Genomic DNA, 25,959 nt, shown 5'->3' on the forward strand with positions numbered 1-25,959 from the left:
GAACGGAAACACCAGGTGAAGGAACGGAAACACCAGGTGAAGGAACGGAAACACCAGGTGAAGGAACGGAAACACCAGGTGAAGGAACGGAAACACCAGGTGAAGGAACGGAAACACCAGGTGAAGGAACGGAAACACCAGGTGAAGGAACAGAAAAGCCAGGCGAAGGAACAGAAAAGCCAGGTGAAGAAACAGGAAAGCCTAATTTACCAGAAAAAGGAACGGGTTCTTCTAATAATCAACAACTGCCAGCTACAGGGCATGATATGAATTATCTTCCATTCGTCGGTTTTGTTCTTCTGTTATTAGGAATACGTTTAAGATTTATGACTAAAAATAGTTAATAGATGTATAAAAGGCATAAGAGGAATGCTATCTCTTATGCCTTTAAGTTATTAATAGAAGAAATAAGGTAAAAGCTTCTGTATTGACCTGCAAACGCCCTTCAAGTAAACTAAAGAGAGTTTGCAAATGAAAAGGTGATAATGTTGTTAATTTCAATTAAAACGTTACAAGACGATCGTTTTTTACGTCCGCTACAAAATATTGGCGGTTTATTTTTTGAAGAGAGCACGATAGGGTTTGATAAAGAAGAAGCAAATCTGATCGTTGATATACAGATAGAAGGTAATGTGACAGCATCGGCTCGTTTAACAGATGTTGCGACTGGAAATGTATATGAAGAAACATTCTCGAAAGATTTATCTGCTTTCACAGAAGAAAAAGAACGTATGAAGCAAGTGAAACATGTTGTTTCTTACGTATATCTTTCTGTGCTTCAACAGCTAACTGGACTTGAACAGAGCTGGGGAATTTTAACTGGGGTACGCCCAACGAAGCTTCTTCACAAACTGCTTCAAAATGGTATGTCAAAAGAAGAAGCGCACCAAGAACTTCGTGAAAGTTATTTAATTCATGAAGAGAAAATTGAACTTCTTCAGCGTATTGTTGATTGCCAATTAGCGGTGGTTCCAGATTTATACCGCTTGAAAGAAGAAGTAAGTATTTATATCGGTATTCCGTTTTGTCCTACAAAATGTGCGTACTGTACGTTCCCTGCTTACGCAATTAACGGACGTCAAGGATCTGTTGATTCATTCTTAGGCGGTTTACATTATGAAGTTCGTGAAATTGGTAAGTTTTTGAAAGAAAAAGGCGTTAAAGTTACGACGATTTATTACGGCGGTGGTACGCCGACGAGTATTACAGCAGAAGAGATGGATATGCTGTATGAAGAAATGTACCAAGCGTTCCCTGATGTGAAAGATGTACGTGAAGTAACAGTTGAGGCAGGTCGCCCAGATACGATTACACCAGCGAAGCTAGAAGTGTTAAATAAATGGAACATTGACCGTATTAGTATTAATCCGCAGTCATACCATCAAGAAACACTAAAGGCGATTGGACGTCATCATACTGTAGAAGAAACAATTGAGAAGTATCATTTAGCACGTGAAATGGGAATGAACAATATTAATATGGACTTAATTATTGGTCTTCCTGGTGAAGGATTAGACATCTTTAAGCATACATTAGATGAAACAGAAAAGTTAATGCCAGAATCGTTAACAGTTCATACGTTATCATTTAAACGTGCTTCTGAAATGACGCAAAACAAACGTAAATATAAAGTAGCAGGTCGCGAAGAAATAACTGCGATGATGCATAAGGCGGAAGAGTGGACGAAGAACCACAATTACGTGCCATACTATTTATATCGTCAAAAAAATATTTTAGGTAACTTAGAAAACGTTGGGTATGCAATGCCTACGCAAGAAAGTATCTACAATATTGTTATTATGGAAGAAGTACAATCGATTATCGGACTTGGTTGCGGGGCATCAAGTAAATTTGTTCACCCACAAACAGGAGCAATTACACACTTTGCGAATCCGAAAGATCCAAAATCATATAACGATGGCTTTGTGAAATATACAGAAGATAAACTGAAAATTTTAGAAGAGCTATTCGCGTAAGAAAAAGAAGAAGGCTATCCCAATTTTGGGATGGCCTCTTTTTAATATAGGGGCTATTGCCCACCATTTTTGTTGGTAACTCGATATATTTTGAATATCGACGACATAATTTCAATTATCAAGATGCCGCACTGTTTGTAAAACTATGTCGATAATAATCAGAAAAATTAGTCATATTATTAGAGGACAATGTCTACTTATAGACGAAATGATAGATTTATGAAAGAGAAAAGGGGGAAATTGTTGGCATGTACATGACGATAGGGAGAATTTTTGATTTAGCAGTTGGTAAGTATCCAAATAAAGAGGCGTTAGTAGAACCAGAAAAAAATATTCGCTGGACATATAAACAGTGGGATGAGCAAATAAATAAAACGGCGCAAGCTCTATTGAAAGAAGGAGTAAGAAAAGGAGGCTCTGTATCTGTTTACTTATATAACTGTCGTGAATTTGTAAACGTTTACTTAGCCTGTGCCAAAATTGGGGCGATCTTTAACCCGATTAATTTCCGTTTAAAAGCAAAAGAATTATCGTATATCCTCCAAGATGCAGCCTCGAAAGTAGTTATCTTTGAAAAAGCAGTCGAATCAACAGTTGCTATGATTGAACGAGATTTTCCAAATTCGTCTTTTTGGTATGTAGAAGACGATACACCTTCCTATGCGAGTTCTTACCATGAAAAAGTAAATGAAGCATCAGTTGAAAAAGTAGATATTGTAGTAGATGAAATGGATTATTGTTCTATGCTTTATACGAGCGGTACGACTGGTCATCCGAAAGGCGTACTACATCGCCATCGTGATATGGCGGAGCATAGTATGATTTGTACATATTTCATAAAATATAACAGGGATAGCGCCGGACTTGTGGTAGCGCCTTTATATCATTGCGGCGAGTTAAATGCTGGAATCATACCGCGCATTCAAGTTGGCGGAAAGAATGTTATTTTGCATCATTTTGATACGGATAGAGTATTACATACCATTCAAGAAGAGAAAATTACGACGTTTTTTGCAGCACCAACGATGTGGAATATGTTACTGCAAAAAGATTTAACTAAGTATGATTTAACATCAATGAAGATTGGTGTATATGGCGGGGCTGCGATGGCTCCGGCGTTAGTGAAGGAATGTAAAGAGCGTCTTTATATTGATCTTGTCCAAATTTACGGAATGACAGAAATGGGACCAGTTGTTGCGTTTCTCGTGGAAGAGGATCAAATTACGAAAGCTGGTTCAGCTGGAACGCCGTGCTTTAGCCATGAAATTCGAATTGTTAAACCGAACGAAGATGCACCGGCAGAGCCAGATGATGTATTGCCTCCTTATGAAGTAGGGGAAATTATTTTACGCGGCCCGACTATGATGGCTGGTTACCATAACCGAGAAGAAGCAAATGCAAAATCGATGTATAAAGGCTGGTATCATTCTGGTGATTTAGGCTACTTCGATAAAGACGGTTATTTATTCGTTGCAGATCGCGTTGATGATATGGTAATTAGCGGTGGTGTAAATATTTATCCACGTGAAATTGAAGATTTCCTTCATAGTCACCCTGGTGTATTAGATGTTGCAGTACTTGGTGAGCCAGACGAATTATGGGGAGAGCGTGTCGTTGCGGTCGTTGTAAAGAAAGATGAAAATATTTCAGAAGCTGATTTAGAAACGTATTGTAAAGAAAGTGATGAATTAGCAGATTATAAACGTCCGCGTCATTACTTATTTGTAGATGAACTTCCTCGTAATGCGAGCGGGAAATTACAAAAATTTGTGCTAAGAGAGTCGTTAAAAGGCGCGAAAAAATAGGGGGCTATCTTTACAAATAAGATTATCTTTCTTAATAAGGAAATAGTGTCAAGCTCTTGTGTTTTTAGTTTGAGAACGGGCTGTATATAAAAAGTGGAGACTATGTGTCCCCGCTTTTTATTATTCTTGTACGCATATAAGCTTGTTGATGAAAGATTTAATTTATACCTTTTAAAATCACATGTTTTATTTTTTTGCGAAATCGAGTGATTAGCGTAATGATAATAATACCGAAGATAATTTTCCAAATGTGTTGTTCAAGTACGATGAATATATCTTCTAAGTTTTCCCCTAACCAGTAACCACCGATTAAGAAGAAGGATACCCAAAATAGGGCACCTGAATAAATTGTCATCGCAAAGCGGCGAAACGGTAAGTTGATAATTCCTGCAAAGTATCCAGTAAAGTGGCGGACGCCTGGAATGAAAAAGGCGATAAAGATTAGAAAATATCCGTATTTATCAAACCACATTTTCGTTCTGTTAAAAATACATATTTCCCGTATTTCTGAATGAAAGGCATGCCAAGTTTATTTCCTAAAAAGTATTGGAATGTCATACCTACACTTGTCCCAATAAAGGATAAAATAATTAAAATTGGTAAACTTAAATCACCTTGATGTGATAAAAATCCTGCATAGGCTAATGTTGGCTCTCCTGGAAACGGAAGAGCAATATATTCTAAAAGTAATCCAATAAGTACTACATAATACCCATATTGCTGAAATAATTCGTGAATCCATTCCATGTTGTGCGCTCCTTTTTAAATTGAAGTTGTTACACATCTTCCTCTTTTTCACGCTAATCGAACTGAAACAATAGTAGTAGAAGAGTTTGGCTGGAGGATTTAAGCTAGTATGATTTTTTGACAACCACTCGCGAGTGATATCATACTTAATATAGCTCTTTGCTAATTAGCAAAGAGCATTGAAGTGTAAATGTTACTATTAGTTAAAGTTATAGCGGTACAAAAATACGTTGAAATCTTCTTCTTTTGGTCCAAAATTAACTGCTTTTTCTTGTATACGTTGGAAGTTTTGTCTGTCATAAAATTCATAGTTGCATTCATTATCTGTATATAAATATAAAGATGTCACTTCTTCTTTTGTCATGTATTGGAATAAGTGATTTAATAAAGATTTCCCAACTCCAAGACCTCTAGATTCCTCGGATACGATGAATAATTGTATACAGCCTTGAAAATGATCTTCTTTTCCTTGAATTAGTTCTTTATATGTTTTTTGAACTTTTATAAATGCTTTTAAAAACTCTCTATTCTCTTTATTCGTCATGAATAGTTTCAGCGTGTTAAAGGCAAAGCTAACATTATTATGGAATCTCTTTAAACGGTTTTTATCTTTTTCGGAATCGCCTAAAATGACACCGATAATTTTATTATCTTTTTCAGCTACCTTACTAAAGGAGCTTCCTAAAATGCAACTGTGTAGGTAGAAGTTTAATATTGAATTTAAAAATTTTTTATCTGTAATGAATTCATTAAATCCAAATGCCTCACCAATTAAATGTTTTATAGGCTCATAGTCTTCTTTGACAAGATTTCTATATTTTACTGTGTTCATAATTGTATACTCCCTTTATTAATGTAAATGACTTATTATAAATAGTAAGGTCTCCTCTAAGGGAAGAGTCAATAGTTGCATGCGAAAAAATAAAAAGGAAGAGATTCAGGTGAAAACATTATTTTCTATTGGAGAAGTTGCAAAAATAAAGGATATAACGATAAAGGCGTTAAGGTACTATCATAAGATGGGGATTCTTATTCCAAAACATATTGATGAATCAACAGGATATAGATATTATTCTATAGATCAATTCATTCACATTGATATTATAAAAAGCTGTAGAGAGTTGAACACCAGTATAGTAGAACTGCAAGAGATTTTTAAGGAATGTAATACGGATAAATTGCTGCAATTTTTACAATTGAAGAGAGAAGAAGCGGAAGAGCATATAAAGAAAATGAAAGAGGTAATTGAAACGATTGATGGATTAAATGAGAAAGTAGGGAGTTCACAGGAAATATTAAAAAGTGATGAAGTGTGTATTCAGTTCTTTGAACAGCGTTATGTCATTGTGGCGCCTTGTAAAGAAGTAGGGAGTTTACAGGAATTACTGTATTATTCCGATTTAGAGAAAATCGTGCAAGATTATGAAGAGAAAATGGCAATGGAGATGGGAATTCTCTACAATGTAAATGGAAATTGGGATGTAGAACCGAAGTATGTTTTTAATAAAGTACGAGATGATGTACATATGGAAGAGATGCAAAATATAAAAGTATTACGGGGCGGGAAACATATAACATTAGCGTATAGTAAAGAAAATGAGGAAGAACGTCGAAATACCATAATTAAATACATAAAAGAAAATAATATAGAAGTAGAGAGTTTTATTGAAGTGGAGTTAGTTAGTGATATTTTTAATGCGGATACGTATAGTTGTCAAATTCAGATTTTTATAGGGGATAGTGAGAATAAGAAGTTTTGATGCCATAAATTTAGGGATGGGACGATCCCTAAAGCCTAACCCTAAATACATCGACTTAACTGCAAAATAAGATAACGATAGCCTACTTATTAATAAGAGAGACCATCCCAAAAAATTGGGACGGCCTCATTGGATCGTATTATTTACGTGAAAATCCTTCTTCATCAAGGTATTCCGCAGCTTCTGGATAAGAGTTGAATGTACCGTCTAAGTTTACGCCAGCGTAAACATTCCACATGTCATCCTCTTGAATAAGAGTTAGGATATGACCGTCTTCGTTACGCCATTCCTCTTCGGCAGCAGGTTCCATTGGTGCTACAATTTCCTCTTGCTCCTGTGATAGACGTTCAATTACTTTTTCAATTAATGAACGCAGTTCTTCTTCTGAAAACTCGCGGATGTTAATCATGCCTTTATCATCTGTTCTATAACCTTTAATGAAGTTTGCATATACAAATCCGTTTCCATTTGGGTGTAAATGGTATACAACGTTCTTTTTATCTAAACGACTTTCTTCAAAGTGAAAGTTTACGCGTTTTAATGATACGTTCTTTCTTTCTAATTCCGGGAAAGATTCAATAATTGATAATTTTTCTTCAAAAGTTAGCATAGTGCCTCCAAGTATATAGTAAAAGATTTAATTTGTTCATTATAGCATAGTCAAGTTTGTTTCCAAAGGTAGATTCGTCATATTGCTGTTTTTTAGTTTGACTTGGGAAGGCTATTTATCAATGTAGACGTTTACTTCACGAGACTGTAAAGAGTTTTTTATAAATACGCTAACGAATGATTTGTTTTAGATGTACAATGGAACATGGACTTTATAAGAAGGTGGTTATTTATATGTTTCAAAAAATAGCAAAGGAATGTTTAGCAGGGTTTACTGTTGCGATTGTTGCCTTGCCGCTAGCGATTGCATTTGGTATTGCTGCAACGGGAACGTCTGAGGGAGCACTGGTCGGATTGTATGGTGCAATTTTTGCAGGTTTGTTTGCGGCGTTATTTGGCGGTACACCGGGGCAAGTAACGGGTCCTACTGGGCCGATTACAGTAATTGCAACAGGCGTTATTGCAACTCACGGATTAGAAGCAAGTTTTATTGCATTTATGATGGCGGGGTTATTTCAAATTTTATTTGGTGTATGTAAGCTCGGCTCTTACGTTCGTTACATTCCGTATCCTGTTGTTTCAGGGTTTATGAATGGGATTGCACTGATTATTATTTTAGGTGAAATGAAGCACGTACAAAATAGCTTTCTGCTTGTGTTATTAACGATCATTGTAATGATTGTTTCTGGAAAATGGATTAAGGCCATTCCATCAAGCTTAGTAGCATTAGTAGGTGTTACAGTAACGTTGCCGTTATTTTCTTCTATGCTACAAGGAATTACGGTAAACTTACCAGTTGTAGGAACTCTGTCTTTAAATAAGATGATTGAAAAGATAGGTGCAATTCCAGAGGCGATGCCATCTCTTCACGTACCGAATTTAGACGCAAATGGCATGTTAGCACTTGTATTACCAGCACTTAGTATTGCTTTACTAGGATCAATTGACTCGTTATTAACGTCTGTCGTAATGGATAATGTGACGGGGACACGTCATAAAAGTAATAAAGAGTTAATCGGACAAGGTATTGGCAATATTGCGAGTGGTTTGTTCGGTGGATTAGCAGGAGCAGGTGCAACTGTTAGATCTATCGTCAATATAAGAAGCGGGGGGAAGACGGCACTGTCGGCTTGTATGCATAGTGTCATATTATTTATTTTCATTATGGGACTCGGTTCAGTGGTACAATATATTCCGCTTGCTGTATTATCAGGTATTTTAATTTTAACTGGCATTGGGATGTTTGATTGGGAAAGCATGAAGAAAGCACATGTAGCACCAAGAGGTGATGTGATTGTTATGTTCGTGACGATGGTTGTGACAGTGAAATTCGATTTAATGGTTGCTGTTGCGTTTGGTATTATTCTTTCCTTCATTATATACATGGTGAAGTGTAAAGAACGTAAAGCTTCTATTATAAAAGAAAAAGAAGCGACGTATACGATTCAGGGACCACTTTCATTTCTATCAGTAGATCGTATTTTTGCTTCTTTACAAGATGTGAAGTCACCAGTTAGTTTGCGTATGAAAGATGTACATTATATGGATGTATCAGGAGCTATGGCGTTATTAAACTTTGTTGAGCAATCGGATAAAGCAGGAGCGAGTGTGACACTTGAACATGTACATCCGCATGTTGAAAAGACGATAGTAATGATGGCGAATGATGAGCAAAAAGAGAAACTACAGTTTTTGAAAGCTGAGACAATATAGGAATAGGAACCTTCACATGAACTGTATTGTAAAATGTGAGGGCTCTTTTTATTTGGATATGTGTTGTTTATGTGAGAAACTCTTATATCTGGATGTTGTAAATCCGTTGAGCATCAATTACACCATCTAACTTCAAATTATATTCACGCGTTGAGAAATGGCTACCTTCACAAATTAATTGTGTACGGTTAACGAAATCATAAACTTAAGATGGTTGAATAAGCCCTATTTCGTCTGATTTTTCGACTTTCTCAACTTCTTCGTATGCAAAGCGCTTTAGTATCTCGTTTTCTAAAGAAAGGGAAATTCGAGAATTTTTTACTAAATTTAGCATGTTGTAAACCCTCCTCTTACTGACAAGAGCTACATTATATTACAGGTTTATCTTGAATAAGTAAAAGTAGTAAATTAAAGGGAAAACAGGAGGGAAATAATCTTATTTTGTACATATTATATTTGGAACGAGAGTATTCAATATATAAGAAATTTGGTATGATAACTAAATGAAATAGAGTGAAGTTTCTCTAGATTAAGCAAGAATACTGACTTGATATTTATTTAGATCATATTTGAAAGAAAAGAGATAGAAGATGAATAAAAAGTTTGTAAAAGGCGCTGCAATTTTGACCATTACAACGTTCCTATCGAAAGTGGTGGGGAGTTTTTTTCAAATTCCATTGCAAAATATAGCGGGAGATGAAGTGCTTGGGATTTTTCGTCTCGTTTTTCCTGTATATATGATAGCCTTAACTTTATCAGTAGCGGGGGTTCCGCTAGCAATATCCCAGTTAATAGCTGATCTTCATGAAAAGAATGATCGTGACGGAATAGCTAAATTGTTTACGTCAGCATCTATTATCGGTGTTATATTTGGGGTGCTCGGATTTTTAATTATTATCATTGGATCGAGTAGCATTGCAAATATGCTTGGTGGGCAAGAGACGAGGCTAGCATTAATTGTTACTTCGTTTGCTTTATTAATTGCACCATATATGGCAGTGTACCGTGGATATTTCCAAGGGTTTGGAGATATGATACCTACTGGTGTATCGCAAGTAATTGAACAGTTGATTCGCGTATTCTTTATGCTAACAATTGCTTATATATTTGTATATTGGAATAAAGGTAGTGATATCATAACAGGCGGAGCGATGATCGGTTCTTGTTTTGGTGTTATTACGTCACTCATATATTTGCGAATGAAATATGTAAAAAGCACGTATCGCTATAAGAGCGAAACATATTCATTACAAGATTTTAAGACAAACGCAAAAAACATACTCCGCGTTTCAATTCCAATTGCAATTGGAGCGTTATCGATGCCTGTTTTAAATTTAGTTGATTCTGTAACAATTCCACATGTATTACATGAATCTTCTACAACCATTCAGGAACAATTTGGTATATATAGCCGTGGTTTTGCATTTACGCAATTAATTGTTGTATTTGCAAGTGCGATAGTATTTCCGCTAATTCCATTATTAACAGCTGCTTTAACAAAAAAAGATATAGCTTTAGCTAAACTGACGGTAAAACGTACAAATGAATTTGCGCACGTTTTAACAATGCCGATAACGATATGGCTTATGGCGCTTGCAGTACCGCTTAATGTTGCATTATTTACAGATACAAAAGGAAGTGGCATGTTAGCTATTTTAATTGGTAGCTCGTATTTCACATCACTTATGGTATTATCAATAGGAATCTTGCAAGGGATTAATCGTTCGATGCGAGCAGCATGGATTGTCATCGGTGCAAGTTTCGTGAAAATTATATTAAATATAGCGCTAGTAAACCAATTCGGTATAAATGGAGCAGCGTATAGTACTCTAATTATTTATATAATGATTTGTATCGCAAATCATATTTATATTAGAAAAGATCTTTCCTATTCAATAGCTATAGGGAAATTTTTGGCTGTGATTGGAGTATCTAGTATTTTAGGTATAGTATTATACTTTGTGTCCATATTAATCAATGTGACAGATTCCAGGATTTTAGCAATGATATATAGTGCTGTAGCGCTAAGTATAGCTTCAGTGTTATATGGCATATGTGCACTTAAACTAAACTGGATATCGAAAGAACAAATTCCATTTTTACGTAAATAAAATCGTTTATTATAGAAAATGAACAATATTATAAATAGGTATGACTTGTTAGATGTTTGTGAAAGAAATCAATTTGAAGTTATCAAGCCTTTCTCGGAAAGGAATGGATAACAATTTGTTTAATTACAAAAAGAGTTGATTGCGAAATGTTGGAGGAGATTAAGAGTGCGGTTAGTTTTATCAGGATATTATGGTTTTTATAATGTTGGGGACGAAGCAATTTTGCAATCAATTATTAAAGCGCTACATGAAGAGGATCCTACTCTTGAGCTTGTTGTACTTTCAAATGACCCCAACTATACAAGGAAAATGTACGGTGTAGAAGCAGTAAACCGCTGGGATATAAGAGCGATTTACCGAGAAATAAAGAGAAGTAATGGTTTAATTAGCGGGGGCGGAAGTCTCTTACAAGATAAGACGAGTATTAAGAGTATTCTATATTATACAGGTATTATGCGGCTTGCTCGTTTTTTGAAAAAGCCGTATTATATTTACGCCCAAGGAATCGGACCTATTACGAAGAAGCAAAATCGTTTATTAGTGAAATGGCATGTATCAAAGGCTGAATATATATCAGTACGTGATGAAGACTCTTTTTTGTACTTAAAAGAAATTGGTATTAAGAAAGACATCGAACTTGTTCCAGATCCAGTATTAGCTTGTCAGCCAGAAGAAAAGAAATCCGATTGGCTTCAAAAACATGCGCTGCAAGGAAAAGTCGTTGCGGTTAGTGTAAGGTACTGGGATGCAAAAGAAGATTATATGAAGAAGTTAGCAGATACGCTGAAAAAGCTTAAGCAAGAGGGATACCATATTTTATTTGTACCGATGCATGGACCATTTGATCAAAATGCATCAAGGGATATCATTAATTTGATGGGAGAAGAAGCGCACATGCTCCCTTATAAAATGGATATTCATGAGAAAATCTCTATTTTAACAGAATGCTCTCTTTTAATAGGAATGAGACTGCATGCTCTTATATTATCGGCAGTTGCAAACACGCCTATGGTTGGAATTTCATATGATCCAAAGATCGATTCGTTTTTACAACAAGTAAATCAGCCGATTATTGGGAATGTGGATGGAGGCTGGACGACAGAAACATTACACAGTATGGCGATTAAACAATTAGAGCAGACAGAATATGTACAGGAAACGTTAGGACAAAGAGTAGAGGAATTGCGAGAGCAAATTTCCATAGCGTCCAAATATATTATTAATGACTTACATGCAAAAGAGTCTATAAAAAGAGGAATGGAATCTTAGTTTTAGAGGACATCCTCTTTTTATTTAGTACGTTGTCATTAAATAAAAAGAGATAGAGGGAAATTTCCTATCTCTTTCTCCTTTTTGTATTTGAAGGTAGTGATTAAAAAAGAGAAGGTACAAGTGAAATAATAACAATGTCGTAATCTATAATGGTTTAAGTTGTTACTGCCGGAAAATAGCGGAAATAATATAAAGAAGCCTCTTGTAAATTTACAAGAGGCTTCTTTTATTGTTTAAACTTAAACATATCACCACTCAAATTCGAATCACTATACACAAACAATACCATGTTAATGTTGTTGTCTTTAATGTATTGATATACATCCTTTTCGTGATAGTGACGAAGGTCGAGGATAGATGTGTGTTTGAAGCTTTGTGCTAAGTGAGGCACGATTGCGTTTGCGAATGAGTCTTTTAGGACTAAAGCTCGTACATCATTTGGTGCATTGTTGTTTTCGATAACGATTTCTGGATAGTCATTTGTGTAATAGCCTGCGTATGATGTTGTGTCTTTTTGTTTTTCTACGCCATATAGTTCATCTAATGTGCGATATACTGTGCCATTTACATCTTTTGCAGCTACGTTCGTAAAGTTGAAACCGTCTTTCGGTGTGTAGTAGCATAGTTTTTCTCCAGTCGCATCGATTAGTTGGTATAGCTGGTTGTTAAAGCTTCCGACTAGATGTTTATTTGGAGCGCACGTACGAGTGTAATCTTCTGTTTTTATTTCTTTTCCTTTATATATAGAAGATTGTTGCGCGATTGTGTTCATTATATATTGATAGCCTAAGAAGGCACCATCCATATTCCAGTGATGGTCTGTTTTGAAGTACATGCTTTGTATTTCTTCATTTGTATAGTTTTTCTTGAAATGCTCCATGAGTTTAATTGGCTTTACGTCCGCTGGAAGTTTATTTAGAAAATAATTTAAATTTTCCTGTGCATATGTATGAATATGAGAAGGTAATTTAAATGATAATGCATTCGTTTTGGACGGTGGTAAAGCAAAGTAAAACTCAACATTTTGTTCTTTTAAAAACTGAGATAAGTCGTTTACAGCTGGCATTGATTGATCGATTTCATTATATTTTGTAGTCCAAGCTGGGTTTTTTAGAAGCCATTTATCATCAGTTAGAATAATATCGTTAATGAGAGACTTGCCCATTTTAATTTGGGTAAGTGTATAGTTTTTTATGAGATCATCTCTGCCGATTAATTGATCGTTTGTATATGTCTCAAAGTCTTTAAAGAAACTACCATTTAAGGCAGCTTCTTTTGTAAGAGCTGGTTTTTGAGCGAGCGGACGATTTTCAACGGGCGAAACTGCTCGGTCAGTTTTGAGAAGCGATAATATGCCAAATGAAAAGATAATGGTGAGAAAACCGATAAATAGGACGATGTTCCCCAATTTTTTCATAATAACTTTTCCTTCCTACATAAAGTGAAACTTTAATCAGTGGGGGTTTTGTTCATCCCCCACTGATTATCAGCCTTAACCAATCGGGCTTTTACGGGCAGCCCGATCCCAACCTAACTTCTTTGCTTTCGCTGAATTTTGAGGTGGGGGTCTTACTGTCCAGAAAATAGCGGGATAAGTTAAAACCTGAAGTAAATAAATGGATTATACGTCGAATTGATTAAATACATAATCGAAACCGTAAATAATGTTAGTAATAATATAGGACGTACAACTTGCATCCCGAACGTATACGTTTTTGGCGCAAGTTCTAATATGTTTTTAATACGTTTTAAAATTGGTGTCGCTGCGATAAAGGCAATGATAAATACGATAATGTATTCATGTATATATAGCATTGTGTTGTCGTCGATGAAAGATTGTCCCCCTATGCCAAACATCGCTTTTAAATATTGGAACGAGTAGGCGAAGTTATCAGCTCGGAAGAAGACCCAACCGATCATAATGATGATTAGTACATATGCATGTTGCAGCGGCTTCCATAGCTTATTTAATATTTTCTCAAATCCAGCTTTTTCAATCGAGATGATAAGGCCGTAATATAATCCCCAGGCGATAAATGTCCAACTTGCTCCGTGCCATAAACCGGTTAATCCCCATACGATGAAGAGGTTACGGTAGTTTGCTAGTTTGGAAACACGATTTCCGCCGAGCGGAATGTATATATAGTCGCGGAACCAAGAGCCTAGTGTAATGTGCCATCTTCTCCAAAATTCTGAAATGGATTTTGAGATGTACGGATAATTGAAGTTTTTCGGGAAATCAAATCCGAACATTTTTCCAAGTCCAATTGCCATATCAGAGTATCCTGAGAAATCGAAATAGATTTGAAGTGTATAGGCGATAATACCAATCCAGGCCGTTCCAGCGCTCATTTCAGACGGTGGTAAGGCAAAGATTTTATCTGCGACAAATCCAACTTGATTGGCGATTAACATTTTTTTCGCTAGTCCTAGAATGAAAATTTGGAGACCTTCTGTAAATCGTTCAAAAGAATGGATGCGCGTTTTAATTTGATCAGCAACGATATTGTAACGAACGATTGGTCCGGCAATAAGCTGCGGGAAAATTGATATATATAGTGCTAAGTTAAGTGGATTCTTTTGAACTGCGCCATCTTTACGGTATATATCGATGACGTATGACATCGCTTGGAACGTATAGAATGAAATTCCAATTGGTAGTGGAATAGGTTCCACATGAATAGATAAATGTAAAGTTTGATTCAAAATATCTGTGAAAAAGGAAATATATTTAAAATAAGAAAGTAATAAAATATTTCCGACCACAGCCATAATTAAAAATGTGACTTTCATATTTTTTCGTTTATCATAATGATGCACGAGTAGGCCGAAGCAGTAGTTTAAAAGAATAGAAAAGAGCATTAAGAGGACGAATCGTGGTTCTCCCCATGCATAGAAAATTAAACTAAATGCAAGTAATACGAAATTACGTAGCTCGGCACGCACTATAAAATAGAAAAATAATACGAGAGGTAAAAAGATAAATAAGAAAACAGAACTACTAAATACCAAAGGACTCTCCTCACTTTTTTCAAAATACATTTCGTGCAAAAAACCGACATTTTTATTATATATTCTTTTAAATAAAAGTGCCTTTAATATTTTATCATGTTAATAATTCGATTGAAATGATTATCCTATATAATAGAAGAAAAGGGGAGCGGAATCCTTTTGACACTCACTATTTGGATAAGATAAGATGAATAAGTTGTGATTTGTTTAGAAGGGAAGAGATGGTGTGTTATTTAACTCATTTGAGTTTATTTTTTTATTTTTACCGATAGCATTTCTTTTATATTTTCTATTAAATAAATTTGGACATGCTACATTAGCGAAAGCTTGGCTCGTTGCGGCCTCTTTATTTTTCTATAGTTATTGGAATGTGAAATATTTACCGCTTATGTTAGTGTCGCTCATTGTGAACTACTTTATCGGAATGAGGCTCGTAAAACATAAGAGTAAACTTCTTTTAACGGTAGGGTTAATATTTAATATAGGAATGCTTAGTTATTTCAAGTATTATGATTTTTTCTTGCAAAATGTTAATGCATTAATTGGAACTCATTTTACATTATTATCATTAACGTTACCGCTCGCGATTAGTTTCTATACGTTTCAAAAGATTGCATTTTTAGTAGATACGTATCGCGGGGAAACGAAGGCATGTCATTTTCTTGATTACGCATTGTTTGTAACGTTTTTCCCGCAGCTTATTGCAGGGCCGATTGTACATCATGCACAAATTATGCCGCAGTTTGCGGATAGTAGCAAAAAGCGCTGGCAATCGAAGTATATTGTTCTTGGTATATTTGTATTTGCAGTTGGTATTTTCAAAAAGGTAGGTATTGCAGATGTATTATCACCCCTTGTACATGAAGGGTTTGATGTGCAGCAATCATTAACATTTGTCGAAGCATGGCTTTCGTCGTTAGCGTTTACGTTCCAATTGTATTTTGATTTTAGTGGATATAGTGATATGGCAATTGGAATCGCTTTAATGTTTAATATTAAATTACCTCAAAATTTTAATTCACCGTATAAAGCAGTGAATATACAAGATTTTTGGCATCGTTGGCATATGACGCTTAGCCAGTTTTTAACGAAGTACGTATACATTTCTCTAGGAGGAAATCGAAAAGGAATTACGCGTACATACGTAAATATTATGATTGTATTTTTAATAAGTGGACTTTGGCACGGAGCTGGTTGGACATTTGTTTTTTGGGGATTCTTGCACGGCTTGGCTTCTGTTATTCATCGCTTATGGAGTAAAGCAGGAGGGCGCATGCCAGCCTTTGCTGGTTGGTTCGTTACGTTTTTCTTCATTAATATAACGTGGGTATTCTTTAGGGCAACATCTATGCATGATGCGGTGAAAGTGTTAAAAGGAATGTTCGGACTAAATGGAATCGAATTAGCAAATAGCGTATTCCCGGCATTTATAATAGAGAAGCTGCAATTTTTAAAAGAGTACGGTGTTTCATTTAGTGAAGGGTACCATGTCTCTTTATTAGATCCAAAAATGGTAGCGTATATTTTCGGAGCGTTATGTATTAGTTTCTTCTTAAAAAATTCAATTCAGTTAAAGGATTCATTCCGTCCGAATGTATGGACTGCTTTATTTACTGCAGTATTGCTCGTATATAGCGTGTTACATTTAACGAGTATTAGTGAGTTTTTATACTTTAATTTCTAGGTGGAGAATATGAAAAACAAACATTGGCTTATTTTCGTTTTTGTATGTGTTTTTGTTCCTCTGGCAGGTGTCGGGATATTTAATAGCTATATAGATTCACTTTGGTTATTCCCGCATAAAAATAAGTGGAATGATGTTCAGTACGGGTTTAACGAGAGACAACAGAAAACAAATTATATAACGTACCGTCCGTTTACATATGATGGAGTTATACTTGGAAGTAGTAGAACGACTTTTATTAACGAGAATGACTTCACCGGGTTAAACGCATTTAATTATGCGGTAAGCAGTACAGATCCGCGTGAGTATGATGCATATATTGAATATGCAAAAGAACAAAAAGGTAGTGGACTCGAGTCTATTGTACTTGGTTTAGATTTCCTTGGAACGAACAAAAATAGGGAAATTGGTTTTGATAAACCAGAAGCGTATATTAAGCAGGCGCAAAGTTTATTGTATCCGATTAAATCGTATATAAGTATGGACGGGATTACTTATTCAAAGAATACAATTGTAAATTCCACCCATCATAGTACGAATCTTGACCGGTACAATCGAGAGAATATAAAATCGATGCGCGATTATACGAAAGAAGAACGTGATGCGCAAATAGCGGCGCAAGTAGATAAGTTTAGTAAAGAGATTTACGGCGGGAATTATGAGTATCAAAATATGAAAGAAATATTAGGAACAGTAAAGGCTCATAATCCGAACACGAAGTTTTATATTTTTACAACGCCTGTTTCAGAGCCTCTGTTCCGTACGATGATTCAATCAGGGCGATGGGAAGATTATAAAAAATGGCTTCATGACGCTGTAGATGCATTTGGAGAAGTGCACCATTTCATGTATCTTAATTCCGTTACAACGAATTTAGATAACTATATGGATGGGCATCATTTCAGACCGGAGGTTGGAAAGTTGATTGCGCATAAAGTTGTAAATGAGGAAGATAGCAACGTCCCGAAAGACTTCGGTATTGTTATTACGAAGGATAATATTGATGAGGTGTTGGAGGGGATTCAGGCGTCTTTTCAATAAAAAATAGATCATAAATGTGGTCTATTCTTTGCCGAGTAGACTGTATACCAAAATGAAGCAGCCACCGAGATCTGATGGCTGCTTCATTTTATTCTACCTCTAAATCAACAATTAAGTAAGCGAGTATAACAACGAAGAAAATACTAACGGCCGGCGCTGTTAGTACGTGACCGGACATAAAGGCAATTCCAAGTGATAGTATAACGGCACTAGCTAGTAGCATATATTTCACAGTTAATATTTTCTTAAAGTTTGTTATGATGCTGAGTAATAATTTAATACCGAAGTAAAGGAATGGTATGAAGTAAATAAGAGAACCGATGATTCCAAATGCAAAGAATATGTCATGGAAGTCCATTTCGATTAATTTAATTTTAACCGTATAGTTACCAGCATAGCCCATTCCGAATAATTTTTGTGATAGTGGTGCGTCTTTATAGTATTGTTTGTATACTTTTAAAAACTTATCGCGATCACTGTAAATTAAACTTTTGACCTCAGAGTCTGTTAGTTCACCTTTTGCATGTTTTTTCTCTGCGTCAGGATCTTCTTTAATTATTTTTCCTTCTTTTCTATCCTTTTCTTCTTGTACTGATTTTTTGTATTCGTATATTTGCATGTGGATGCCCATATTTTTTGCGATAGGAGTATGCGGTGTAAGGGCAATTAAACCTCCTAGTATAATAGCGGCAACAACTGTATTTACGAGATATGTGAATCCTTTTCCTTCTTTTTTGCGATGAACCATATATTCAATGAATGAGAATAAAAGTGCCATACCAAGCGTTAGAACAATTGCACCATATCCTACTTTAGTTCCGACCATAATACTTGCATACATCGCGAGTATTGTTGGAATCCAGTAATAGATTTTCGAGAAAGAAGTTGTTTTATGAATCGAATATAACACTACGATTGGGAACATAATTGCAAAAATAGAACTTAAATCATTCCCAGCAAAGAACCAACCTCTTGAACCAATCTTTGAGTGAGGGTAGCTTGGGAAATCTGTACTAGTTTGCATCGCAACAATCAGTGTGATGCTTAAAATTAAAGTTGTATATAAGAAATATGTAATGATTTTATGAAATGCATATTCTTTATTTTTTAACTCTTTAAAGGCGATAATATATCCAAACAGTAGCACAATTGGATATATGCTCTTTAAAATAAATTTCACTTCTTCGCCAAATGAAACTGGAGATTTAATCATCATATTATTTACAAGACCAATTGCTAGTACGATCCCGAGTAGGCATAAATAGAGAATGTACTTTTTCGCCCCATGTTGTTTTCTATGAAGAAGTAGATAACCTAATGCAAGAAGCATAAAGGCGAAACGGACTACGATTCCAACTGTTGCGCTCATGTGTAATACATAGATTGAAAAAGACGTTAATAAATCTAAAATTGGTTGAAACACAATGAATAGCAATAGGAAATGCGGGAAGTAGTTATCCGTTTGTTTCAACTTATTAACCATATATTCCTCCATTTCTTCATTCCTTTAGTTCAATACCCAAGAGATGGGGATAAAAGCCTTATTTACATAATAAGGCGAATGAATTTCAATATTTGTTTTTTTGAATCAAACTTAAGAATACACCATTTCATTGTAATGGTAAATAGATGAAAAGCATGGATAAACCGACTTTAATTTCTATATTTTTTAACGAAATTGTATGTTTTATACGGAGATATATACAAATTATGAGGATATTAGACAGAAAATTAAGAAAAAAGAAGGATTTTTAACATACTTTCTATAATTATATAAGTATAATCTTTATGTTGAAAAGAGGGGTATATATAATGGAAGTAACAAGTAAAACAGAATCTGTTGTTGTGAAATATGAAGGGCGCGTAGCAACGGTTATGGTTAATCGTCCAGAGGTTTTAAATGCATTAGATGAACCAACGTTAAAAGAGTTATTACAAAAGTTGAAAGAAGTGGTGGAAAGTTCTGTTCACGTTGTTGTGTTGTGTGGAAGTGGCCGTGGTTTTTCTGCGGGTGGAGATATTAAATCAATGCTTTCAAGTAATGATGAAAGTAAGTTTGAAGGCATCATGAATACAATTTCTGAAATCGTTGTGACGTTATATACGATGCCGAAGCTTGTTATTAGTGCAATTCATGGGCCGACTGCTGGACTTGGATTAAGTATCGCATTAACAGCTGATTATGTCATGGCAGATATATCATCAGTTATTGCGATGAACTTTATTGGAATCGCTTTAATTCCAGATGGTGGTGGCCATTTCTTCCTTCAAAAGCGCGTCGGTGAAAATATGACGAAGAAAATCATTTGGGAAGGGAAGAAATTATCAGCGACAGAAGCGCTAGATATCGGTTTAATTGACGAAGTAATCGGTGAGGATTTCCAAACGGCTGTGAAGCAAAAAATTAATGAATGGTTACAAAAACCAATCAAGGCAATGATTCAAACGAAACAAATTTTATGTGAAGTAAATCGTTCTAATTTAGAACAAACGCTTCAGCTCGAAAAGCGTGGTCAATATGCGATGAGACAAACAGCGGACCATAAAGAAGGTATTGCTGCTTTTCTAGAAAAACGTTTACCAGCATTTAAAGGGGAATAAAGTGAAGAAAGTGCTAACACATTTTAGTATAATTGTGTTAGCACTTTTTTTAGGAGTAATAAATGAAGAAAATTATTGGTGTTATCGTTATTATTTTACTTATATATTATGCTTTGCATAGTACACGATCTCTTGCGGTACGGACTGCATTATTCTTTGAGGGACATCCAACTGTTGCTTTCTCTGGTGAAGTGAAGAAAGAACGGGATGTGAAAAAAGAGGCGATTCCTGATGAGTATCAAACCTTATACGGCGATAAGAAAGAAGAACCAGAGCATTACTTCTTTCCGGTAGTAAAGGCGCACGGATCAGGAATTGATATGTTAAGTGCTTGTGTGAAAAAAGAGTGGTTCTTTTATAAAGCAGAGCTAGGGTGTTATTAAAAATAGGAGGGTAAGTGATGGCAACTTATAACAGGTTAGTAAGAGATCGTGTCCCGGAGAAAATTTTGATGTCTGGAAAAACATATACAGCACAAAAATTAACAGGACAAGCTTACATACAAGCGTTAGCGAAAATTGGTACAGAAGAAATTCGTGAATTTGCTTCGATGAAAGAGCGTGAACATGCGCTAGATTCACTTGCAGATGCACTTGAAATTATTATTTCATTAGCGCGTGCAGAAGGTGCAACAATGGAAGATATAGAGCTTATTCGTAAGCAGAAAGAAGAAGAGCGCGGCGGATTTACAAGAGGGATTTATTTGATGGACGTTTCGGAAGAGTAGTTTTATCCCGCTATTTGCGGGCAGTAAGACCCCCAACTCAAAATTCGGCGAATGCGAAGGAGTCGGGCTGATTAAAGTTTCACTTTATAGAAAAAGCACAGTGTTAATGGAGATAATGCGGTGCTTTTTTGTCATTGAGATTAGGATAAAGTGAATTTTATTATAATTTAGAAAATTAAACTATATGAGTAGAGGTTTTATCGTAATTTCGCTATACTAAATAGTAGAGAAAATGAGGAGGAAACGACAATGGCACATCATACGAAAGAAACGATGGAACTTATTAAGGAGCTTGTCTCTATTCCAAGTCCATCTGGAAACACGGCGAAAATTATTAGTTTTATTGAAAACTATGTAAGTGAGTGGAATGTAGAGACGAAGCGTAATAATAAAGGTGCTCTTATTTTAACGGTTAAAGGAAAGAATGATGAGCAGCATCGTTTATTAACTGCACACGTTGATACGTTAGGGGCAATGGTGAAAGAAATTAAGCCTGACGGTCGTCTTCGTCTATCTATGATTGGTGGATTTCGCTGGAACTCTGTAGAAGGAGAATATTGCGAAATTGAAACGTCAAGCGGTAAGAAATATACAGGCACAATTTTAATGCATCAAACTTCTGTCCATGTGTACAAAGATGCAGGGGAAGCGAAGCGCGATGAGAAAAATATTGAAGTGCGTATTGATGAGCGTGTCTTTTCAGCAGATGCAGTACGTGAGTTAGGAATTGAAGTAGGAGACTTCGTTTCATTTGATCCACGCGTTCAAATTACAGAGAGTGGATACATAAAATCACGTCATTTAGACGATAAAGTAAGTGTAGCAATTCTATTAAAATTAATTAAAAGATTGCAAGATGAAAAGATAACATTGCCATATACAACACATTTCTTAATTTCTAATAATGAAGAAATTGGATACGGTGGAAACTCAAATATTCCAGAAGAAACGGTAGAATATTTAGCAGTTGATATGGGAGCGTTAGGTGATGGACAAACATCTGATGAATATACAGTATCCATTTGTGCGAAAGACTCTAGCGGTCCATACCATTACGCTTTACGTAAGCATTTAGTTGAATTGGCGAAAGCGAATGCTATTGAATATAAAGTGGATATTTATCCCTACTACGGATCAGACGCATCAGCTGCGATTCACGCTGGATTTGATGTGAAACATGCATTAATTGGAGCTGGTATTGATTCTTCTCACGCATTTGAGCGTACGCATGAAAGCTCGATTGCACATACAGAAGCACTTGTTTATGCATATGTGTTATCAGAAATGATAGTAGAATAGTGAGAGGGTGGTTGATTCTATGAATCAGCCACTTTTTTGTGCATAAAAAATACTTTAATTGTATTTTATTGTACAATATTAAGAAAGTGGGTTTACTACAGAATTCTAGTATTATAGAATGATAGAGGCGCACTAATTTTTTTTTGCTCGTATTTGTTATAATTTGTATATTAAGATTACGCGTTATTGTAAAAGATTTTTGAGAGGAGTATTATTTTATATGAAGTATCGTGCAGTCGCGGCTGGTATTTTAGCCGCAAGTTTATTATCGTCTCCAGTTAGTAGTTTCACAGCAGGGAAGAAGTTTTCGGATGTTCCTACATGGGCGCAGGAATCGGTTGACTATTTAGTAGGGAAAAAAGCGCTTGATGGAAAACCAGACGGAACGTTTTCTCCATCTGAAGCAGTAGATAAAGGATCAGCTGCAAAAATATTAGCAGCAGTTCTTGGCTTACCAATTGATCCAAAAGCGAAACCATCTTTTAAAGATTCGCAAAACCATTGGGCAGCACCATATATTGCCGCGGTAGAAAAAGCGGGTGTAATTAATGGAGATGGTACTGGGAAATTCAATCCATCAAGCCAAATTAACCGTGCATCAATGGCATCTATGCTTGTACAAGCATATTCATTAGATAAGAAAATTATTGGAGAACTTCCAACGCAGTTTAAAGATTTGGAACCTCATTGGGGTAAGAAACAAGCTAATATTTTAGTAGCTTTAGAGATTTCAATGGGTACAGGAAATGGCTGGAATCCTGACGGTACTGTAAGTCGTGCTGAAGCAGCTCAGTTCATCGCGATGGCAGATAAAAATAAAACAAATACATCGAAAAGAATGTATATGAATAGAAACTTTATTACATATCATCAAGCATCGTTATCATCTGGTATTACTGACACTCAACATAAGCCACAAATGCTTGAAGTGAAAGAGCAAAGAGCGGACGGTTGGTTGAAGGTTGTAACAAGTAAAGGTGAGAAGTGGACACCATTACAAGAAAAAACAGAGTCTATTAATCAAGAATTCACTACATATCAAGAAGCTTCACATACGTCTACAGTGGCAGGCACACATAAAGCACAACAAGTAACTGTTATTGAAGAGAAAGATAGCTGGATTCGTATCCGTATGGGAGCTGGATTCCAATGGGTGGATAAAAATCAATTAAACCCAGTGAAGCAAGGTAACTTCCTAGAAGGTAAAGCGATTATTATTGATCCAGGTCATGGGGGAATTGACTCAGGGAATCCTGGTTATTATGAGAAAGAAAGTCAAACCGTATTAGATGTATCATTACGATTACAGAAAATATTTGAGAAAAAGACACCGTTTACTGTGTTATTCACTCGTACAGATGATACACGTCCAGGAACAAGTGCTTCTGATTCTTTAAAGAAACGTGTAGAATTTGCTCAAAAAAATAATGGGGATATCTTTGTAAGTATCCATGGTAATGGTACGGAAAGTAAAAATGGACAAGGTACAGAAACATTCTACTATGAATCAGCGACAGCAAGAGGGACAAACCCGAATGTATCAGAAAGTCGTTTATTAGCAGAGAAGATTCAAGAGCGTCTTGTAGATGCACTTGGAACAAAAGATCGCGGTGTGAAGAAAGGCGATTTATATGTAATTAGAGAAAACACGATGCCAGCTGTATTAGCAGAATTAGCATTTGTAGATAATAAAAACGATGCAGATAAAATTGCTACACCAGAACAGAGACAAAGTGCAGCAGAAGCTATTTATCAAGGTATTTTAGATTACTACGAAGCAATGGGTAATGACGTATCTTCGTACCGTTAATAAATAGAGAAAATGATAGAAGAGATTGCTGAGATGCAGTCTCTTTTATTTATTAAATGAATTATAAAGGTTTCTCTTTATTTCGGGCATATGATATCATTTAACTTTACGTGAAAAAGTATTCGAGTAATTGTGATCATAACAATTTTAAACGATAAAGGATGATAATAGATTGAGTAATCATAGTAAAACACCTGCATGTATATATACGTATGCATTTCGCGAAGAGGAGCGTGCTTTATGTTACTTGGAAATGCGCTCGTTCTTTGGGATGGAGTCTCACGTTAATATTTTAAAAAGTGAAGTCAAGATTGCTCCGAGTAGAAGTCCGTTTATTAAAGAGCGCGTCGAGGTTATGTATGAAGGGGACGACTTAGAAAGCATTTTAGAACAAGTGGAACAAATTGATTTAGCGGGAGCGACATTCAAAGTTATCTTCGTTAAAATCAATGATCTTGGTAAAGAAAATAAAATTGAATATGGAGAAAGACGCCTTATTGAACGAGACCTCGGTATGCATATTGAAGGAGAAGCGGATGTTCGTAATCCAGAGCGTGTATTCGGGATTGTTCCTCTTGGAGGACGCTGGTACTTCGGGCACTATGTAGAAAGTGATCCGGTTTGGTATCATCACATAAAAAAACCGCATAGCTATTCGACATCACTGAGCACACGTGTTGCTAGAGCTGTCGCAAATATCGCTGTACCAAACCCAGAGGGAGTACGAGCGATTGACCCGTGCTGCGGAATTGGAACAGTAGTAGTAGAAGCACTTTCTATGGGAATTAACATCGTTGGTAGAGATATTAATCCACTTGTAGTTCTTGGAACGAGAAAAAACATCGCACATTTCGGGTTTGAAGGAACAGTAACAAAAGGTCCAATTGAAGAAATTACTGAGAGCTACGACGTCGCAATTATCGATATGCCGTACGACCTATTTACGCACGCAACACCAGAAGATCAACTCTCAATTCTTTCAAGTGCGCGCCGCATTGCAAAAAAGGTAGTCGTTGTCACGATGGAAACAATGGACGACATGATCCATGAAGCAGGATTTGAAATTACAGATCGCTGTATCACAAGAAAAGGATCATTTTCTAGACAAATTCTTGTTTGTGAATAAGAAAGAAAGGTCACCCGTTTGGGTGACCTTTTTTGGTTTGTATTATTGTAGCTTGATGTGTGATTGGTTGGTGGAGTGGAGGGATGATTTGGCAGGATTTGTTGATAAGTCGATATTCCATGTCGAAACGCCGATATATTCCGAGAATCAATCGATATCAGATTACTCTTCTTTCGTTGTCTCTTGTTGTGCGATTAATAAATTGCGTAATACGTGTGCGCGGTAACTTTCTAGTTTTCGTCCTTCATGATAGCGAACACCTAATTTTTTAAGCTCAGCTACGTACCAGCCCTTTGTTCCGTAATACATTGGATCACTTCCTTTTTTCTTTTGAACAGTATATGTGGCGAGGTAAGAGAATTTTCTTTTTTTATTCATGAAATTTGCGGAAATGAATATTGAATATTCAGTCTTATTGTATTATGATTAACTTATTATCGGATGACAGTGATTAGCCTCTCTGTAAGCCCGGGTTTACTTTTGTTCAATTGAATAGCGGAGCTTCTTTCCACTTGAACTTCCTTAGCAGGAGGACGAGCCATAAGGATAGAGACAGTAAAATCCAATGTAAATGTGTACATTGTTTTTCTGGCTCTTTTTATTATTTCTTGAGAAGTAGGAGGGGATTTTTAGAAAGCGTTATCAAGGTTGATGGTGTACGTTCAC

General features: G+C 35.9%; 21 protein-coding genes and 2 pseudogenes. 15 read left to right on the forward strand and 8 right to left on the reverse strand.

Annotated elements, in window-relative coordinates; all coding sequences use genetic code 11:
* The 3 genes from AC1DKZ_RS28950 to AC1DKZ_RS28960 all read left to right on the forward strand — a co-directional run.
* A partial coding sequence (locus tag AC1DKZ_RS28950; protein WP_476997592.1) for an LPXTG cell wall anchor domain-containing protein occupies positions 1 to 344 on the forward strand: 344 nt, incomplete at its 5' end.
* 141 nt (positions 345 to 485) lie between these two features.
* Positions 486 to 1,976, forward strand: a complete 1,491-nt coding sequence (locus AC1DKZ_RS28955) for a coproporphyrinogen III oxidase (RefSeq protein WP_476997593.1) — start codon at positions 486 to 488, stop codon at positions 1,974 to 1,976.
* 248 nt (positions 1,977 to 2,224) lie between these two features.
* Positions 2,225 to 3,781 carry a fatty acid--CoA ligase gene (locus tag AC1DKZ_RS28960; RefSeq protein ID WP_476997594.1) on the forward strand — a complete coding sequence of 519 codons (1,557 nt, stop codon included), beginning with the start codon at positions 2,225 to 2,227 and terminating at the stop codon, positions 3,779 to 3,781.
* Between the two features lie 157 nt (positions 3,782 to 3,938).
* On the opposite strand, the pseudogene AC1DKZ_RS28965 reads toward AC1DKZ_RS28960, so the two are convergent.
* A pseudogene (locus tag AC1DKZ_RS28965) lies at positions 3,939 to 4,528 on the reverse strand (DedA family protein).
* A gap of 199 nt (positions 4,529 to 4,727) precedes the next feature.
* The gene (locus AC1DKZ_RS28970; protein WP_242311136.1) at positions 4,728 to 5,360 is read right to left on the reverse strand and encodes a GNAT family N-acetyltransferase; all 633 of its coding nucleotides are present in this window, start codon (positions 5,358 to 5,360) and stop codon (positions 4,728 to 4,730) included.
* A gap of 79 nt (positions 5,361 to 5,439) precedes the next feature.
* Between AC1DKZ_RS28970 and AC1DKZ_RS28975 the strand changes: the two genes are divergently transcribed.
* Positions 5,440 to 6,288 (forward strand): MerR family transcriptional regulator, encoded by an 849-nt coding sequence (locus tag AC1DKZ_RS28975; RefSeq protein WP_476997595.1) that lies wholly within the window; start codon positions 5,440 to 5,442, stop codon positions 6,286 to 6,288.
* Between the two features lie 139 nt (positions 6,289 to 6,427).
* Here the strand turns inward: AC1DKZ_RS28975 and AC1DKZ_RS28980 are convergent, their stop codons facing one another.
* Positions 6,428 to 6,898, reverse strand: a complete 471-nt coding sequence (locus AC1DKZ_RS28980; RefSeq protein WP_002010927.1) for a hypothetical protein — start codon at positions 6,896 to 6,898, stop codon at positions 6,428 to 6,430.
* A gap of 233 nt (positions 6,899 to 7,131) precedes the next feature.
* Between AC1DKZ_RS28980 and AC1DKZ_RS28985 the strand changes: the two genes are divergently transcribed.
* Positions 7,132 to 8,610 carry a SulP family inorganic anion transporter gene (locus tag AC1DKZ_RS28985; RefSeq protein ID WP_078178431.1) on the forward strand — a complete coding sequence of 493 codons (1,479 nt, stop codon included), beginning with the start codon at positions 7,132 to 7,134 and terminating at the stop codon, positions 8,608 to 8,610.
* Positions 8,611 to 8,698: 88 nt separating this feature from the next.
* Here the strand turns inward: AC1DKZ_RS28985 and AC1DKZ_RS28990 are convergent.
* A pseudogene (locus tag AC1DKZ_RS28990) lies at positions 8,699 to 8,926 on the reverse strand (hypothetical protein); the annotation flags it as partial.
* A 274-nt stretch (positions 8,927 to 9,200) separates the two neighbouring features.
* Here AC1DKZ_RS28990 and AC1DKZ_RS28995 point away from each other — a divergent pair.
* Together AC1DKZ_RS28995 and csaB are read left to right on the forward strand one after the other, a co-directional pair.
* Positions 9,201 to 10,721, forward strand: a complete 1,521-nt coding sequence (locus AC1DKZ_RS28995; protein ID WP_476997596.1) for a putative polysaccharide biosynthesis protein — start codon at positions 9,201 to 9,203, stop codon at positions 10,719 to 10,721.
* A gap of 165 nt (positions 10,722 to 10,886) precedes the next feature.
* Complete coding sequence (gene csaB / locus AC1DKZ_RS29000) at positions 10,887 to 11,990, forward strand: polysaccharide pyruvyl transferase CsaB (protein WP_476997597.1); 1,104 nt, start codon at positions 10,887 to 10,889, stop codon at positions 11,988 to 11,990.
* Between the two features lie 229 nt (positions 11,991 to 12,219).
* Here the strand turns inward: csaB and patB1 are convergent, their stop codons facing one another.
* Entirely contained in the window at positions 12,220 to 13,410 is a 1,191-nt protein-coding gene (patB1, locus tag AC1DKZ_RS29005) for a secondary cell wall polysaccharide O-acetyltransferase PatB1 (RefSeq protein ID WP_476997598.1), read from the reverse strand.
* A 179-nt stretch (positions 13,411 to 13,589) separates the two neighbouring features.
* A complete protein-coding gene (locus AC1DKZ_RS29010) occupies positions 13,590 to 15,005 on the reverse strand; it encodes an MBOAT family O-acyltransferase (RefSeq protein ID WP_476997599.1) in 1,416 nt (471 codons plus the stop codon).
* A gap of 226 nt (positions 15,006 to 15,231) precedes the next feature.
* On the opposite strand from AC1DKZ_RS29010, the gene AC1DKZ_RS29015 reads away from it, so the two are divergent.
* Both AC1DKZ_RS29015 and AC1DKZ_RS29020 read left to right on the forward strand, forming a co-directional pair.
* On the forward strand, positions 15,232 to 16,689 hold the full coding sequence (locus tag AC1DKZ_RS29015) for an MBOAT family O-acyltransferase (RefSeq protein ID WP_060752223.1): 1,458 nt from the start codon (positions 15,232 to 15,234) through the stop codon (positions 16,687 to 16,689).
* A 9-nt stretch (positions 16,690 to 16,698) separates the two neighbouring features.
* Complete coding sequence (locus AC1DKZ_RS29020; RefSeq protein WP_476997600.1) at positions 16,699 to 17,730, forward strand: hypothetical protein; 1,032 nt, start codon at positions 16,699 to 16,701, stop codon at positions 17,728 to 17,730.
* Positions 17,731 to 17,818: 88 nt separating this feature from the next.
* Here AC1DKZ_RS29020 and AC1DKZ_RS29025 read toward each other — a convergent pair whose 3' ends face one another.
* Positions 17,819 to 19,213: an O-antigen ligase family protein gene (locus tag AC1DKZ_RS29025; protein WP_476997601.1), complete on the reverse strand. Its 1,395-nt coding sequence runs from the start codon at positions 19,211 to 19,213 to the stop codon at positions 17,819 to 17,821.
* 329 nt (positions 19,214 to 19,542) lie between these two features.
* Here AC1DKZ_RS29025 and AC1DKZ_RS29030 point away from each other — a divergent pair, with 329 nt between their 5' ends.
* From AC1DKZ_RS29030 to AC1DKZ_RS29055, 6 genes are all read left to right on the forward strand, one after another.
* Complete coding sequence (locus AC1DKZ_RS29030) at positions 19,543 to 20,331, forward strand: enoyl-CoA hydratase (protein WP_431181411.1); 789 nt, start codon at positions 19,543 to 19,545, stop codon at positions 20,329 to 20,331.
* Between the two features lie 62 nt (positions 20,332 to 20,393).
* Entirely contained in the window at positions 20,394 to 20,714 is a 321-nt protein-coding gene (locus tag AC1DKZ_RS29035; RefSeq protein WP_431181412.1) for a hypothetical protein, read from the forward strand.
* A gap of 17 nt (positions 20,715 to 20,731) precedes the next feature.
* Complete coding sequence (locus tag AC1DKZ_RS29040) at positions 20,732 to 21,058, forward strand: nucleoside triphosphate pyrophosphohydrolase (protein ID WP_431181413.1); 327 nt, start codon at positions 20,732 to 20,734, stop codon at positions 21,056 to 21,058.
* A 249-nt stretch (positions 21,059 to 21,307) separates the two neighbouring features.
* Positions 21,308 to 22,357, forward strand: a complete 1,050-nt coding sequence (locus tag AC1DKZ_RS29045) for a M42 family metallopeptidase (RefSeq protein ID WP_476997602.1) — start codon at positions 21,308 to 21,310, stop codon at positions 22,355 to 22,357.
* 220 nt (positions 22,358 to 22,577) lie between these two features.
* Positions 22,578 to 24,167: an N-acetylmuramoyl-L-alanine amidase gene (locus AC1DKZ_RS29050; protein ID WP_476997603.1), complete on the forward strand. Its 1,590-nt coding sequence runs from the start codon at positions 22,578 to 22,580 to the stop codon at positions 24,165 to 24,167.
* A 172-nt stretch (positions 24,168 to 24,339) separates the two neighbouring features.
* Positions 24,340 to 25,293 (forward strand): TRM11 family SAM-dependent methyltransferase, encoded by a 954-nt coding sequence (locus tag AC1DKZ_RS29055; protein WP_476997604.1) that lies wholly within the window; start codon positions 24,340 to 24,342, stop codon positions 25,291 to 25,293.
* Positions 25,294 to 25,455: 162 nt separating this feature from the next.
* Here the strand turns inward: AC1DKZ_RS29055 and AC1DKZ_RS29060 are convergent, their stop codons facing one another.
* Positions 25,456 to 25,671, reverse strand: a complete 216-nt coding sequence (locus tag AC1DKZ_RS29060) for a YflJ family protein (RefSeq protein WP_033710642.1) — start codon at positions 25,669 to 25,671, stop codon at positions 25,456 to 25,458.
* Between the last annotated feature and the right edge of the window lie 288 nt (positions 25,672 to 25,959).

Source organism: Bacillus sp. 05T21 (assembly GCF_056396785.1).